Annotated in this window: 13 protein-coding genes and 1 pseudogene; 3 read left to right on the top strand and 11 right to left on the bottom strand. The window is 73.5% G+C overall.

Annotated features, from left to right (window positions below; all coding sequences use genetic code 11):
* Positions 1 to 2 precede the first annotated feature (2 nt).
* A pseudogene (locus tag LDL48_RS14530) lies at positions 3 to 1061 on the top strand (glycosyltransferase); the annotation flags it as partial.
* Positions 1062 to 1114: 53 nt separating this feature from the next.
* Here the strand turns inward: LDL48_RS14530 and LDL48_RS14525 are convergent.
* The 3 genes from LDL48_RS14525 to LDL48_RS14515 are packed head-to-tail and all read right to left on the bottom strand — an operon-like array spanning position 1115 to position 3472.
* The gene (locus tag LDL48_RS14525) at positions 1115 to 1741 is read right to left on the bottom strand and encodes an acetyltransferase (protein WP_225255627.1); all 627 of its coding nucleotides are present in this window, start codon (positions 1739 to 1741) and stop codon (positions 1115 to 1117) included.
* A gap of 1 nt (position 1742) precedes the next feature.
* Positions 1743 to 2354, bottom strand: coding sequence for a sugar transferase (locus LDL48_RS14520; protein ID WP_225255626.1), 612 nt, complete (start codon positions 2352 to 2354; stop codon positions 1743 to 1745).
* Positions 2351 to 3472 carry a DegT/DnrJ/EryC1/StrS family aminotransferase gene (locus LDL48_RS14515; protein ID WP_225255625.1) on the bottom strand — a complete coding sequence of 374 codons (1122 nt, stop codon included), beginning with the start codon at positions 3470 to 3472 and terminating at the stop codon, positions 2351 to 2353. The genes LDL48_RS14520 and LDL48_RS14515 overlap by 4 nt, the downstream gene beginning before the upstream one ends.
* 75 nt (positions 3473 to 3547) lie before the next feature.
* Between LDL48_RS14515 and LDL48_RS14510 the strand changes: the two genes are divergently transcribed.
* Entirely contained in the window at positions 3548 to 4138 is a 591-nt protein-coding gene (locus LDL48_RS14510) for an arsenate reductase/protein-tyrosine-phosphatase family protein (RefSeq protein ID WP_225255624.1), read from the top strand.
* Here LDL48_RS14510 and LDL48_RS14505 read toward each other — a convergent pair.
* Positions 4119 to 5585 carry a tyrosine-protein kinase domain-containing protein gene (locus LDL48_RS14505; protein ID WP_225255623.1) on the bottom strand — a complete coding sequence of 489 codons (1467 nt, stop codon included), beginning with the start codon at positions 5583 to 5585 and terminating at the stop codon, positions 4119 to 4121. The genes LDL48_RS14510 and LDL48_RS14505 overlap by 20 nt on opposite strands.
* A gap of 157 nt (positions 5586 to 5742) precedes the next feature.
* On the opposite strand from LDL48_RS14505, the gene LDL48_RS14500 reads away from it, so the two are divergent.
* A complete protein-coding gene (locus tag LDL48_RS14500; RefSeq protein WP_225255622.1) occupies positions 5743 to 7608 on the top strand; it encodes a nucleoside-diphosphate sugar epimerase/dehydratase in 1866 nt (621 codons plus the stop codon).
* Here LDL48_RS14500 and LDL48_RS14495 read toward each other — a convergent pair.
* The 7 genes from LDL48_RS14495 to mshB form a co-directional block, all read right to left on the bottom strand.
* The gene (locus tag LDL48_RS14495) at positions 7593 to 8210 is read right to left on the bottom strand and encodes a response regulator transcription factor (RefSeq protein ID WP_225255621.1); all 618 of its coding nucleotides are present in this window, start codon (positions 8208 to 8210) and stop codon (positions 7593 to 7595) included. The two genes, LDL48_RS14500 and LDL48_RS14495, sit on opposite strands and share 16 nt — an antisense overlap.
* A complete protein-coding gene (locus tag LDL48_RS14490; RefSeq protein ID WP_225255620.1) occupies positions 8207 to 9397 on the bottom strand; it encodes a sensor histidine kinase in 1191 nt (396 codons plus the stop codon). The genes LDL48_RS14495 and LDL48_RS14490 overlap by 4 nt, the downstream gene beginning before the upstream one ends.
* A 16-nt stretch (positions 9398 to 9413) precedes the next feature.
* Positions 9414 to 10562: an alpha/beta hydrolase family protein gene (locus LDL48_RS14485; RefSeq protein ID WP_225255619.1), complete on the bottom strand. Its 1149-nt coding sequence runs from the start codon at positions 10560 to 10562 to the stop codon at positions 9414 to 9416.
* Between the two features lie 272 nt (positions 10563 to 10834).
* Positions 10835 to 11302, bottom strand: coding sequence for a hypothetical protein (locus tag LDL48_RS14480; RefSeq protein ID WP_225255618.1), 468 nt, complete (start codon positions 11300 to 11302; stop codon positions 10835 to 10837).
* Positions 11303 to 11323: 21 nt separating this feature from the next.
* Positions 11324 to 13072 carry a VanW family protein gene (locus LDL48_RS14475; protein WP_225255617.1) on the bottom strand — a complete coding sequence of 583 codons (1749 nt, stop codon included), beginning with the start codon at positions 13070 to 13072 and terminating at the stop codon, positions 11324 to 11326.
* Between the two features lie 80 nt (positions 13073 to 13152).
* Positions 13153 to 13587 (bottom strand): hypothetical protein, encoded by a 435-nt coding sequence (locus LDL48_RS14470; RefSeq protein ID WP_225255616.1) that lies wholly within the window; start codon positions 13585 to 13587, stop codon positions 13153 to 13155.
* Positions 13584 to 14486: an N-acetyl-1-D-myo-inositol-2-amino-2-deoxy-alpha-D-glucopyranoside deacetylase gene (gene mshB, locus LDL48_RS14465; protein WP_225255615.1), complete on the bottom strand. Its 903-nt coding sequence runs from the start codon at positions 14484 to 14486 to the stop codon at positions 13584 to 13586. Before mshB ends, LDL48_RS14470 begins: the two co-directional genes overlap by 4 nt.
* Between the last annotated feature and the right edge of the window lie 99 nt (positions 14487 to 14585).

The following is a 14585-nucleotide window of genomic DNA, read 5'->3' as shown; positions in this document are numbered from 1 at the left end:
GCATGTGGGTCGTCCCGCAGGTCGAATCGCTGCGCGCCCGCGGGCACGACGTCACCGTCGTGCTGCCGCCCGGACCCGGCCGGCTCACCCGGGCGCTGCGCGAACGTGACGTGGCAATCGCCGAGTCGCCGTTCGGCTTCTCCTTCCGGCCCGCCCCGTCCACCGTCACCGGCCTGTGGCGGCTGCGCCGGCTGCTCCGCGAGCTGCGCCCGGACGCCGTGCTCTACCACCTGTACGCCTCCGCGCTGGCCACCCGGATCACCACGCTCGGCCTGCCCGCCGCCCGGGTCCACATGATCGCCGGCCCGCTCTTCCTGGAGTCCCCGCTGATCCGGTCCGTCGAGCGCCACCTCTGGCGGCTCGACGACCTGACCGTCTGCGGCACCGCGGCCACCTCCCGGCTGTACCAGGAGATCGGCTGCCCGCCCGCCCAGCGGACGGTCATCACCTACGGCGTGGACACCGACCACTTCGACCCGGCCGGACCGCCCACCACCCGCCGGGCCGCCCGCGCCGAACTGGGCCTGCGCGCCGACGCGTTCGTCGCCATCCTGGTCGCGTTCGTCTATCCGCCCCGGGGACTGGTGCACCGGGGCCGGGGCATCAAGGGTCACGACGTGCTGCTGACCGCGTGGGACACGTTCGCCGCCCGGCATCCGGAGGCGCAGCTGCTGCTCGTCGGCGGCGGATGGGGACCGGCCGGCCAGGCACACCGGGCCGAGCTGATCGCGCGGTTCGGCATCGACCACCGGACCGACGTGGTCTGGCTCGACTCCACCACCGACGTCCGGTTGCCGTACACGGCCGCCGACGTCAGCGTGAGCCCGTCGCTGTCGGAGGGGCACGGCGCCGCCGTCGAGGCCGGTTCGATGGGCCTGCCGAGCATCGTCAGCGACGCCGGCGGCCTGCCCGAGACCGTGGACTCCGACACCGGCTGGGTGGTGCCGCGGGGCGACCCCGGCCCGTTGGTGGACGCGCTGGAGGCGGCCCACGCCGAGTTCACGGCGGGCACCCTGGCCGCCCGGGGACACCGCGTCCGGCGGCGCACGGTCGAGCTGTTCGACAGCCGCCGGGCGGCGGACCGGCTGGCCGCGAACATCGAGCGGACCGCCGCTCAGCGCGCCGGCACGCCCTTCACCACGACCCCGGGCGGTACGTCCCGGGTGACGCAGGCGCCCGCGCCCACCGTGGCGTCCGCGCCGACGGTCAGCCCCTGCAACACCGCCGCCGTGGTGCCGATCAGCACTCCGTCGCCGATCCGGCAGGTGCCGGACACGGCCGCCAGCGGGCCGACGGTCACGTAGGCGCCGAGCACGCTGTCGTGCCCCACGGTGGCGTTCTGGTTGAGGTGGGTGTGCCGGCCGAGCGTCACGTTCGTGGTCACCCGCGCACCGGCGAACAGCACCACACCCTCGGCCAGGTCCACCTCCGCGCCGACGGTGGCGGCCGGATGCACGACCGTGGCCGGGCGCAGGCCGTGGGCGTCCACCCGGGCGGCCACCGCGCGCCGCACCCGCGGGTCCCCGATGCCGAGCACGTACCGGGTGTCCGGACCGGTCCGGGCCAGACGGTCCAGTCCGCCCAGGAAGGGGATGCCGAGCCGGGCGAGACGGGCCAGGTTGTCCGGGGCCGGGCCGTCGTCGACGAACCCGGCGGGCTCCCACCGGCCCTCGGCGCGGACCAGACCGGCGATCTCCCGGCCGTGCCCACCACAGCCGACCACCACCAGGGCGCCGTCCACGTCAGCGGTCGCCGGTGAACTCGGGCGCGGTGGCGGCCCCGGCGGCGGAGATGCCCTCGCGGCGCAGCACCACGCCGACCGTGCGCAGCAGGATCCACAGGTCCAGGGCCGGGGTGCGGTGGTCGACGTACCAGACGTCGAGCATGAAGCGTTCCGGCCAGGACAGCTCGTTGCGGCCGCGGACCTGGGCCAGGCCGGTCACGCCGGGACGAACCTCGTGCCGCCGGGCCTGCTCGGGCGAGTACCGATCGAGGTAGTCGACGAACAGCGGCCGGGGACCGACCAGGCTCATCTCGCCGCGGAGCACGTTCCACAGCGTCGGCAGCTCGTCCAGGCTGGTGGACCGCAGGAACCGCCCGACCGCGGTCAGCCGGTCCGCGTCGGCCGCCACGCCCTCGCCCGCGGCGGCGAGCCGCATGGTGCGGAACTTCATCAACCGGAACGTACGCCCGCCCAGTCCGGCCCGCGGCTGCCGGAACAGCACCGGGCGGCCCATGGTGACGGCGACGGTCAGCGCCACGGCGGCCAGCAGCGGCGCGCCGAGCAGCAGCCCGGCGGTCGCCCCGGCGACGTCGACGACCCGCTTGGCCCGGTCGTGACGGCGGCCGCTCACCGGAGTCCGGCGATCTCGTCCAGCACCCGGCTCACCTGAGCCTCGGTCAGCGCGGAACCGCTGGGCAGCACCAGGCCGGTGGCGAACAACCGCTCGGCCACCCCGGTCACCACCCCGGCGCTGCCGGCGAAGACCGGCTGCAGATGCATGGGTTTCCACATCGGACGGCTCTCCACCCGCCGGGCCGCCAGGTGCGCGCCCAGATCGGCGGCCGACCAGCCGGTCTCGCCCGGGTCGACCAGGACGGCGGTGAGCCAGCAGTTGTCCTCCGTCGAGTCCTCGCTCAGCAGGCGCACCCCGGGAATCCCGGCGAACAGCTTCGCGTACCGGTCGCGCAGCGACCGGCGGCGGGCGATCATCTCGTCCAGGCGGCGGAGCTGGGCCCGCCCGAGCGCGGCGAGCAGGTTGCTGAGCCGGTAGTTGTAGCCGATCTCGGTGTGCTCGTAGTGCGCCACCGGCTGCCGGGCCTGGGTGGCGAGGTAGCGCACCCGGGCGGCGAGCGTGGCGTCGCCGGTCAGCAGCATCCCGCCGCCGGACGTGGTCATCACCTTGTTGCCGTTGAACGACAGCACGGCCGCGCGGCCGAAGGAGCCCGCCGCGCGGCCGTCCCGGACCGACCCGAACGACTCGGCCGCGTCCTCGACCACGGCCACCCCGTGCCGGGCCGCCGCGGCCTCGATCCGGGCGTGGTCGGCACACCGCCCGAACAGGTCCACGGTGAGCACGGCGGCGACCCGGCGGCCGGCCCGGCGCAACCTGCGCAGTGCCACGTCGACCAGGTCCGGGTCGACGTTGCCGGTCTCCGGCTCGCTGTCCACGAAGTACGGCTCCGCGCCGGTGTACACCACCGCGTTGGCGGTGGCGGCGAACGTCAGCGTGGGCACCAGCACGACGTCGCCCGGCCCGACGCCGAGGCCGAGCAGCGCGAGGTGCAGGGCCGCCGTGCCGGAGCCCAGCGCCACCGCGTACGGCACGTCCACCCGCGCGGCGACCTCGGCCTCGAACGCGTCGACGGCCGGGCCCAGCGGCGCGACCCAACCGGAGCGCAGCGCCTCGAGGACGTACTCCTCCTCCAGCGCGCCCACGTCCGGAGCGGAGAGATACACCAGGTCGGTCATCGCGGTACGACCCGTCGCAACCCGGACAAAACGCTATGGTCGGCCCATAGCCCCGCGGCAAGAGGAGAGCCACCCGTGACTGCCAGCCTCACCGTCCTGTTCGTCTGCCACGCCAACCTGTGCCGGTCACCCATGGCGGAACACCTGTTCCGGCGCGCCGTCGATGCCCGGCTGGACGACGGCGCCGGAGCCGTCGAGGTGCAGAGCGCCGGCACCGATGCGTGGGCGGACCAGCCGATGCACCCGTTCGCGATCGGCATCCTCCGGGAGCGCGGCGCCGACGTCAGCGACTTCCGGACCCGGCGGCTGAACCCCGCGGCGGTCACCCGCGCCGACGTGGTGCTCACCGCGGCCCGCGAGCAGCGCGCGGCAGCCGTGCTGATGCAGCCGGCCGCGGTGAAGCGGACGTTCACGCTGCCCCAGTTCGCCCGGCTCGCCGGGCAGGTGGTGGCGGTCGGCCCGCTGGCCGCCACCGACCCGGCCGGGCGGCTGCGCGAGCTGGTCGAGCGGATCCCGATGATGCGCGGCCAGCTGCCGGCGCCGCCGGCCGGACAGGACGAGATCGCGGACCCGGTACGCCAGCCGATCGAGGGCTTCCGGCGCTGCGGCACGGAGATCGACCGGCTGGTCACCGACCTCGCGGCGATCATCGTCCCGCGCCGATGACGGTGTCCGCCGGCTGGGCCGGGGGCCGGCCGGCGACCGCCATCAGGTCACGCAGCGCGGTGTCGTCGGTGGTCCGGCTGTGCGCGCCGCGGCGGGCCGCCGGGGTCTTCACCGAGTACTGCTCGTAGTAGTAGCCCTCGGGGCCCTTGGTGGAGACCATGTTGAAGACGCAGCCCAGCAGCCGGGCGTCGACGGACTGCAGGGCCCGCACCGCGGTCTGCACCTGCGAACTGGTCGTCTTGTGCGACCGGGCGAGCAGCAACGCACCGTCCGCGCGGGCCGCGACGACCGCGCCGTCGGTCACCGGCAGCAGCGGCGGGCAGTCCACGATCACCATGTCGAACTGCTCGCGGAAGGCGTCCAGCAGCTCGCCCATGTGCCTCGAGCCGAGCAGCTCGCTCGGGTTCGGCGGCAGCGAGCCGCTGGGCAGCACCCACAGGCCGTCGCCCCAGCGCTGCAGCACGTCCTCGGCGGAGGCCCGGCCGGCGAGCACGGTGGTCAGCCCGACCGCGCCCTCCAGGTCGAGGTACTCGGCGATCCGCGGGCGGCGCAGGTCGGCGTCGATGATCAGGACCCGCTGTCCGGCCTCGGCGAACAGGATGGCCAGGCCGCAGGCCGTCGAGGACTTGCCCTCGCCCGGGACGGCGCTGGTCACCACCAGCGTCTTCACCGGCCGGTCCACGTCCACGAACTGGAGATTGGTGCGCAGCTGACGCAGCGCCTCGGCGCGGGCGGAGTGCCCACCGGTGCCGAACGTCAGCGACCGCGACCGGGCGTCCGCGTCGAACGGCACCCGGGCCAGCACCGGCGCGGTGGCCAGGTCGTGCAGCGCCTCGGGCGACTTCACCGTGGTGTCGAGCACCTCGCGCAGCGTCGCGGCGGCCGCCCCGGCCAGCAGGCCGAACAGCGCGGCCAGCACCAGGTTGCGGACCGGCTGCGGCGAGACCGGCCCGCCGCTGCTCTGCGGCCCGGCTACCACCTCCACCTTGACCGGCGAGTCGGCCTTGCCGCGCGGGGTCTCCAGCGACTCCACCATGGTGGTGAACTGGCGGGCGAGCACCGCGGCGACGAGGTCCGCCCGGGCGGCCGAACCGTCGGTTACGGTGGCCTCCAGCAGCACGGTCTCGGGCAGCGCCCGGGCCGAGACCCGGTCCCGGACCTCCGCCGCGGTGAGCCCGACCGCCGGTTCGGCGGCGACCGCGATGGCCAGCCGGTCGCCGGTGAGCAGCGTGGCGTACGACTTCACCCGCTGCTGCGAGAACAGCCCGCCCTGGTACGCATCGGTCACGCCGGAATTGGGGGTGGTGATGAAGAACGTCACGGACGTCGCGTACTGCGGGGACATCTGCGCGGTGACGACGCCGACCAGGGAGCAGCTCGCCACCACCCCGAGCAGCAGCATCCACCATCGCTTCCGCGCCACACGTAGGTAGTTCTTGAGTTCCATGTGACCTCCGCGGATGGGGCGAATCTTCGCACCGAACATATAAGCGGACGAACAGTCCTCGGGATACTTTCTCCATTTCATAACCAATAAATCGGTAGTTCTATAACGTCGCACCTGAAAGGGGCTGCCGCGACCGTTCGACCGCAGAGGAGTACATGTGCCGGCCAACGACACGACGTCCACACCGGCCCGGGTGCCTCGGTGGCGACGCCTCGTACCCCTGGTGACCGACGCGGCCGCCTGGACGGCCGGAATCCTGCTCGCCGTGCTCACCCGCTACGAGCTGACCCTCACCGGCGACCAGCTGGCCGCCGCCGCCGTGGCCGCCGGCCTCGTGGTCGGACTGCACGGCGTCCTCGGCCACCTCGAATACCTCTACCGCGGCCGGTACCGGTACGGCAGCTTCGACGAGGTCCGCGCGGTCACCGGCACCGTGCTGCTGGCCGCCGCCGCGCTGCTCGCCGTCGACCTCGTGGCGCCGGAACGGCTGGTGCCCGCCAGCACCCCCGTCCTCGGCGGCGTCATCGCGCTCGTCCTCATGCTCAGCGCGCGCTACCTGCGCCGGGCCTACCGGGAGCGGACCCGCCGCCCCGACCCGAGCACCGCCACGCCCGTCCTGCTGTACGGGGCCGGAGCGGCCGGCGTCAGCGTGCTCCGCTCGATGCTGACCCACCCGCAGAGCGCCTACCTGCCGGTCGGGCTCATCGACGACGACCCGGACAAGCGACACCTGCGGGCCTACGGCGTACCCGTGCTGGGCGGCCGGCACGACCTGCCCGCCGGCCTCCAGTCGACCGGGGCCACCACGGTGGTCTTCTGCGTCGCCAACGCGGAAGCGGCACTGATCCGCGACATCCGCGACCGCACCCTGCGGGCCGGCGCCGAGTTCAAGATGGTGCCGTCGGTCAGCGAGCTGATCAGCCGCCCGGCCGACGTCGCCGACGTACGCGACGTCCAGATCAGCGACCTGCTCGGACGCCACGAGATCGACACCGACATGGACGCCATCGCCGGCTACCTCACCGGCAAGCGGGTGCTCGTCCTCGGCGCCGGCGGCTCGATCGGTTCCGAGCTGTGCCGGCAGATCCACCGGCTGCGGCCGGCCGAGCTGCTGATGCTCGACCGGGACGAGTCCGCCCTGCACGCCGTCCAGCTCTCCCTGCACGGGCGCGCCCTGCTCGACGACGCCTCGATCATCCTGGCCGACCTGCGCGACGCCGAGACCATTCACCAGATCTTCGAGACCCGGCGGCCGCAGGTCGTCTTCCACGCCGCCGCGCTGAAACACCTGCCGCTGCTGGAGCGCTACCCGTCCGAGGCGCTGCGCACCAACGTGTGGGGCACGCTCGACGTGCTGGAGGCGGCCCGCGCCGTGGAGAAGTTCGTCAACATCTCCACCGACAAGGCCGCCGACCCGATCAGCGTGCTCGGCTACTCCAAGCGGATCACCGAGCGGCTCACCGCGCACACCGCCCGGGTCAGCCCCGGCACGTTCCTCAGTGTCCGGTTCGGCAACGTACTGGGCAGCCGGGGCTCGGTCCTGACCGCGTTCAGCGCCCAGATCAGCGCGGGCGGGCCGATCACCGTCACCCACCCCGACGTCACCCGGTACCTGATGACCGTCCAGGAGGCCGTGCAGCTGGTGATCCAGGCCGCCGCCATCGGACGCGACGGCGAGGCGCTGGTCCTGGAGATGGGCAAGCCGGTCCGGATCGCCGAACTGGCCCGGCAGATGGCCGACCTCGCCCCCGAACCGGTGGCCATCGAGTACAGCCGGCTCCGGCCCGGCGAGAAGCTGCACGAGGACCTGTTCGGCGCCGGGGAACGGGACGTCCGGCCGCTGCACCCCGCGATCTCGCACGTGCCGGTGCCGCCGCTCGACCCGGACCGAGTCCGGCTGCTCAACCCGTACGCGGATCCCGGCGCGCTGACCGCCGAGCTGGCCCGGCTGTGCGACGTCGCCCTGATCCCGGCCCAGTCCCCCGACGACACCGTGCCGCTGCAGCTTCAGATCCAGCCGTAACCCCGGGCGATGCGTACCGCGTCGTGCCGGTTGGCCGCACCCAGCTTGCCCACCGCCGACGACAGGTAGTTGCGCACCGTGCCCGGCGACAGCGCCGCCAGCCGCGCGATGTCCTCCACCGGCGCGCCGCCCGCCGCCAGGTCGAGCACCTCCGCCTCGCGGACGGTCAGCGGGCTGTCCCCGGCGCTGATCGCCTCCGCGGCGAGCTGCGGATCGACGTACCGGCCCCCGCCGTGCACGATCCGGACGACCGTGGCCAGCACCTCCGCGGACACGGTCTTGGGCAGGAACCCGCGCACCCCGGCGGCCAGGGCCCGCTTGAGATGACCGGGCAGGCCGTGGCTGGTCACCACCATCGTCCGGCAGTCCGGCAGGTCGGTTCGCAGGGCCGCGGCGACCGCCACCCCGTCGATGTCCGGCAGCTGCAGGTCGACGATCGCCACCTCGGGACGCAGCGCCCGGGCCATCGCCAGCGCCTGCCCGCCGGTGGCCGCCTGCGCCACCACCACCAGGTCGTCCTCCAGCCCCAGCAGGGCCGCCAGCGCACCGCGGACCAGATGTTCGTCGTCCGCCAGCAGAATCCGTACCGGCTCCGCGGTCACCCGGTCACCGTCCCCGACGGCACCGGCAGCGACGCCACCAGCCGGAACCGGTCCGGCGCCGGCCGGTCCGCGGCGACCGTCCCGCCCAGACCGGCGATCCGCTCGGCCAGCCCGACCAGGCCACCGCCGAACCGCACCCGCCCCTCGTCCGGCGGCACCCCGTCGTTGTCCATGGTCAGGGCGACCATCCCGGCCGACGGTGAGGCCAGCGTGATCGTGCACCCACGGGCGTTGCTGTGCCGCAGCACGTTCGTGGTGCCCTCCCGGACCACCCAGCCGAGCGTGCCCTGCACCGGCTCGGGCAACGTGGCCCCGTCGCCCACCACGGCGCACGCGACGCCCGCCGAGGCGAGCAGCGACCGGGCGCCGGCCAGCTCCACGTCCAGATCGGCCGACCGGTACCCGCCGACCACGGTGCGCAGCTCGGCCACCGACTCCTGGGCGATCCGGCGTACCTCCAGCATCTCGTCCACCGCCTGGTCCCGCCCCCGCCGGGCGAGCTGCGCCGCCAGTTCCGCCTTCAGGCCGACCACCGACAGGGTACGGCCCAGCACGTCGTGCAGGTCCCGGGCGAACCGCAGCCGCTCCTCGGCGACGGCCAGCCCGGCCTGCACCCGGCGGGACCGGTCCAGCTCCCACACCATGGCCAGCACCCACACCGAGACGCCGTACGTGCCGCCGAGGAACACCAGCATCACCGCGCCCAGCCCGGTCATGCCGGCCGCGCCCGGCACGCCGGCCCGGCTGGTCAGGCCGAACACCAGGGCCAGACAGGCGAGCCCGGCCAGCCCGGTCACCGCCGGGCGCACCGCGGTGGCCAGCGCCGCACCGTACGACAGCACCAGGATCACCAGCGCGATCCCGCCCGCCGCGTCGGTACCGAGCACCGCCACCATCACGGCGCCGACCGCGGCGGTCAGCCCGCCGCCGGCCACCGCCCATCCCACCGGCCGGGCGCGACGGCCCAGGTGGTGGGCGATGCCGGAATGCAGCAGCAGCAGGCACACCACGGCGTGCGCGGCGACCAGGGCGATCAGCAGCCCGACCCGGGGACCGTCGACCACGGTGGGCAGCGTGACCACGATGAGCGCCGGCGCGGCCACCAGGTTGAAGTACAGCGAGATCCGCACGTACAGGTCGATCCGGGCCGCCCGGCCACGCGATCGCCACCACCGGACCGGGTTCATCCCTGCCACCCCCCGATCATCGTACGAACACGACTTCCCGGAACCGCGGCGACGGCCCCCGCAGAAGCCCGCCGGCGCGATGGCGCAGATGCCGGTCGAAGAACGCACCGACGTACGCCCGCTGCACCGCGATCGACCGCTCCCCGTCGATCGGCCCGAACAGCTCCGCAACCTGCGCCGGCGGCAACCCGCCCTGCTGCACCAGCGTGTGCAGATCGGTGAAGCTCAGATGCGCCGCCCCGGTCAGCGCCAACTCCCGGCGCGGCCCGCGCAGCCGCTCCCAGAACGCCTCCCACGTCTCGTCCGGCCCGTCGTCGGTGGGCTCCGACCCGAACTGCAGGAACGGCCGGTCCAGCCCGGCGTCGAGGACCCGCCCGGCGATCGAACCGTCGAGGTTCACGCCCGCACGCACCCGGCGATCCTCGGCCATCACCTCCGCCGCCGTCGCACCGCCCAACGACGCGCCGAACATCCCGACCCGGCCCAGATCGAGCGACCCGGCCAGCCCTCGCGGCAACGACGGACGGCCCCGGGCCATCGCCCGCAGCCGATCGAGCGTGAACCGGGTGTCCGCCACCCGCACCGCGAGCGCCCGCGCCACCACCTTCTCGAACTCGGCCGGGTCCGGCGGCTGCGGAATCGCCAGCTCGGCGACCCGGCCGTCGGGAAACTCGACCAGCCCGGCGTCGTGCGTGTGGTCGATCGTCACCACCACGTACCCGTGGCTGGCCAGGTCCTCCACCAGCGCGGTGCCGCTGGTGCGCTCGAGTCCCAGCCCGGGCGAGTACACCACGACCGGATGCCGTCCCGGCCGCGCCGGCGCCCCGACATGCCCGTGCGTGACCGGCAGAACCAGGCCCGAACCCGGCGGGTTGAGGCGGGCCGCGACGGCCGGCGACACCCACGGCGCCCGAGGGTACGCACGCACGTCCCGCGCCGGATACCAGAACTGCACCATGAGCTCGCGGGCCGGCTCGGACGGCACCCACGGATCGGCCCGCGACCGGTCGACCAGGTGCACCGACACGGTGCCGATCCGGTACGGGCCGGTCGGCTCGGGCAGCACCAGGCGGACGTCCGTCGCGGGGACCGGTGGGGTCGCGTGGACCGGGGCGGGTGCGGCGGCGAGTACCGCGAGGAGCGCCGTGACCAGGAACCTTCTCATGCACCGAAGTCTGCGGACCGGGAACGCCCCGGCGTAGTGCCGTTCCGCACCGGTTCTCGTGCACGGTTCCCGGACCGGCGATGACAGATGTCATGGAGCAACGCCCAGAATAGTATCGCTCTCGATACCATCGCTGAAGTTACTCTTCCCGGAGGCTTCCTCACCGCCGCCGGCGGCATCTCGCACAGCACGCCGACCCGGGCCCTCTGCGGAACTCCTCGACCCCTGGCGCCGCGGAACGCACCGCCCGACGCGGGCCGACGGTCACGCCGTCAGCGGCGGACGGGGCGGCGCGGCTTGGTCGCCCGGTTCTGGGCGAACGCGCTCAGCGACCGTGACCGGTAGTCCCGCCCCAGCGCCGTAGCCACCCAGTACCCGAGCAGAGTGCCCACGATCGCGAAGCCGCCGTACAGCCAGATCTGTGCGAAGAAGCTGCCCGCACCGGCGGCGAACGGGCTGTCGCCGCTGATGAACGGTCCCACCAGGACGGTCAGCAGCAGGCCGGCCAGCGCCGCGGCGGTGAGGTCCGGCAGCCACGACATCGGTGGCACCCGTTGGGCCCGGACGAACGCCACGCCGGCCAGGGTCAGGCCGATGACCGCGAACATGACGATGGACGCACGGTTCTCCGCGGTCTCGTCGCCGTCGAAGCCCAGCCGGATGACCAGCCGCGCCACCACATTGATCCCGAACAGTGCGAGCGCCAGCGCCGCGATCGGGAACCACCGCTGATGCCTCACTCGTCCTCCCTGATTGTTCGCCTACGACGGTTTCTTACCGCAGATGAACCGCGGTTCGGGATCGTAGCGCCAGGTGAACTTCTCGCGCTTGACCACTTTTCCGTCCTTGCGGATGATGCGCCACGCATCCTGGGTGAATCCTGGGAGCCCGCCCGTGGCGATGCACTTGGGGCCGGGCTCGCGGTGCACGGTCGGCGGCGAGGTGATGTTGCGGCGGGGGCTGCGTTCGGTCTTGACGCTGTCGTACACCTTGGTGCTCCACAGTGCCACGGTCACCGAGCGGCCGGTGGTGGACGTGTCGACGAGGATCCCGTACGGCGTGGTGTTCTTGAATTTCAGATCCAGCGTCGGATAGAAGATGGTGGCCTCGATGACCGCCGGATAGCGGGAGAAGTAGAACGAGTGCGGCTTGTGCTCGACGTCCTGCAGCCCGGCGTAGTAGGCCGCGTTGAACAGCGTGGTGGTGAACTGGGACGCGCCGCCGCCCACGCCGGGTTCGAGCTTGCCGTTCAGGATCACCGGTGCGTCCCGGTAGCCCTTCGCGTAGGTCCGTTCGCCGGTGTGGCCGTTCAGCGAGAACGTCTCGCCGGGCCGGACCACCGCGCCGTCCACCGCCTTGGCGATGGTGATGATGTTCTGGCTGCGCGGCGACCGGCGGCCACCGGTGAAGTACGTGGTGAACGTCGACACCTTCTGCTTGATGCCGAGTTTCGCCATGTCCGCCGCGGTGGTGTCGGCCTCGGCCCGCACCAGTTCCGCGGTGACCCGCCGGGGTCCCGGTTCGGGCAGCACGGCGAGCAGCGCGGGGCCGAGCTTGTCCAGGTCGACGAGGCGGCCCGCGGTGCTCGCCACGATCTTCGGCCGGCCGCCGTTCAGGGTGATCGACGCCGCTTCCGGCTCGGTCTCCACCGCGGCGAAACCGGACCGGGCGGCGGCGCGCAGCTTCCGGCCGTCGACCGCGGGGGTCAGCTTGCCGGTGTCGTCGGCCCGGAACACCAGCGCCTTGGCGATCGCCCGCGGGGTCAGGGTGAACGTGCGGTCGGCCACCGCGACGGTGACCGGCGCGGCCACGGCCGGTCCGGCCAGCGTACGGATGAGGTCGTCGACGTCGGCCCGGCTGGTGGCCGGCGGCTGTTCGGTGAGCGGGACCCGGGCGGCGGCGCCGGTCAGCCAGCTGGTGCGGACGGCCTCGGCGGCCTGGGCCGGGTCGATGGTGCGGCCGGGGGCCGGGTACTTCGGCTTCGGGGTGAGCCCGGCGTAGCTGATCCCCGGCTTCTTCAGGGTGATCTTCTTCGGGTCGAGTTCGGCGCGCAGCGCCTTCTCCAGCCGGGCCTGGTCGAGGCGGACGACCGGGTCGACGGTCCGGGAGCCGCGCAGGGTGACGCCGCCGCGCATGGCCTTCGTGACGGTGGCCTCGACGTCCAGGACCAGGCCGATGGCGGCCGGGGTGAGCCGCACCGGCGTGCCGTCCAGGTCGACCGCGACCGGCTCGGCGGCGCGCGGGCCGAACTCGTCGGCGAGCAGCCGTTCGGCCTCGGAGCGGGACTTGTTGCCGACGTCCAGGCCGAGCACCCGGGTGCCACGCGGGACGTCGCCGGTCAGCACGTACGCGCCGAGACCGGCGGCGCCGAGGAGCAGGGCGGCCACCGAGCCGACGACGATCGCCCGCTTCAGGTGCGGGCCGGCCGGCGGCTCCGGCTCGGCACCGGCCGGCGGGACGGGGATCACGACCGTGGCGTCGTCGGCGGGCCGGGGGGATGTGAACGTCACATGGTCACCAATCGGTGGCGCTGGGGGTGCGCGCAATTCTGCAGTCCCAGATCACCGGGTGACAACCGGCACGCGGAAGATCACGATTGCGTACGGTGCAGAATCAACCGATACGCGTAGATGGCGAACGCCAGGCTGCCGACCAGGATCATCACCAGCGCGATCCAGTCGTTGCCGCTGACCAGATAGTCGCCTTCCCGGGTACGGACACCGGACGCGAAGATCATCATGACGGTCCAGAGCGCCCAGGGCGGACCCACCGCCCACCGGCGCCGCGTGGTGTGCACCGCGAACCAGGCGATCGCCGCGTTCGCCGCCCCGGCCAGCAGCACGGTGGCCCCGACCGGGACGCCACCGATCCGCAGCGGGGTGAGGAACAGCTCGAGTACGCCGGTGACCACGGTGGCGACCAGCGAGATCACCAGGCCGAGCACCCGGAACAGCAGGTCGACGACCGGCCGGGGCCGCTCGGCCGGCGCCTCTCCGATGGTTTCCGGCTCGACGGACACGGTCACGGCGTCACGGCGTCCGCCGCCGCGCCCTGCTCCAGGCCGAGCCCGCTGAACAGGTCGTTCTCCCACTGGTGCGGGCCACTGACCGTGCCGCGCTCGCCCTTGGCCAGCGTGAAGTACTCGATGCCCATGAACTCGCCGCCGAAGTCGCCGGCGATGCCGTACAGCCAGGAGTTGTCCGGGATCTGGGTGGCGTGCGCCCGCATCGCGGCGACCTTGCGTTCGTAGTGGTCGGTGCCGTCGATCTTGGCGGCGATCTCGCCGTCGGGGTGGCCGAACGGCAGGTCCTCGACGCGCTCGACGTCGGCGAACGGGTTGTCGTCCAGCTCGCGGAAGGCCTCCATGCCACCCTCCAGGACGCTGCGCGGCATCGCGGTGAAATAGATCTTGCGGGGAGCGTCCGGGCCGGCCAGCTCCGCCGCCCGCATCGCGACCCGGTGCGCCTGGATGTGATCGGGGTGGCCGTAGAAGCCGTTCGCGTCGTAGGTGACCATGACCTGCGGGCGTACCTCCCGCATGATCTCCACCAGGTGGGCCGCGGCCTGGTCCAGGTCCGCCTGCCAGAAGCACCGCGGATGGTCGTTGGTCGGCAGACCCATCATGCCGGAGTCGCGGTAGCGACCGGCACCGCCCAGGAACCGGTGGTCGGTGACGCCCAGTGCCGCGCAGGCGCGCTCCAGCTCGACGACGCGGTACCCGCCGAGCTGGTCCGCCTGGGCCGCCTCCAGCTGCGCGAGGGCGGGCACGTGGATCTCGCCCTCCTCGCCCAGCGTGCAGGTCACCAGCGTGACGTGGGCACCGTCGGCCGCGTAGTGGGCCATGGTGGCGCCGGTGCCGGTGACCTCGTCGTCGGGGTGGGCGTGCACGAGCAGCAGGCGGCGTGCGGGCAGGACGTTCGTCACGCGCGCCACTCTACGTCTTCGCCGCCGGGCCGCCGTGCCCGCGCTCCGCGTGCACCCGGAGCCGCCCGTACCGGCTTTGTCGGGCCGTTGACAGGCGCA

Source organism: Jidongwangia harbinensis, from assembly GCF_020216025.1.
Lineage (GTDB): Bacteria > Actinomycetota > Actinomycetes > Mycobacteriales > Micromonosporaceae > Actinoplanes > Actinoplanes harbinensis.
The sequence above is the reverse complement of the archived record's forward strand: the minus strand, read 5'-3'. Positions and strand labels throughout refer to the sequence as shown.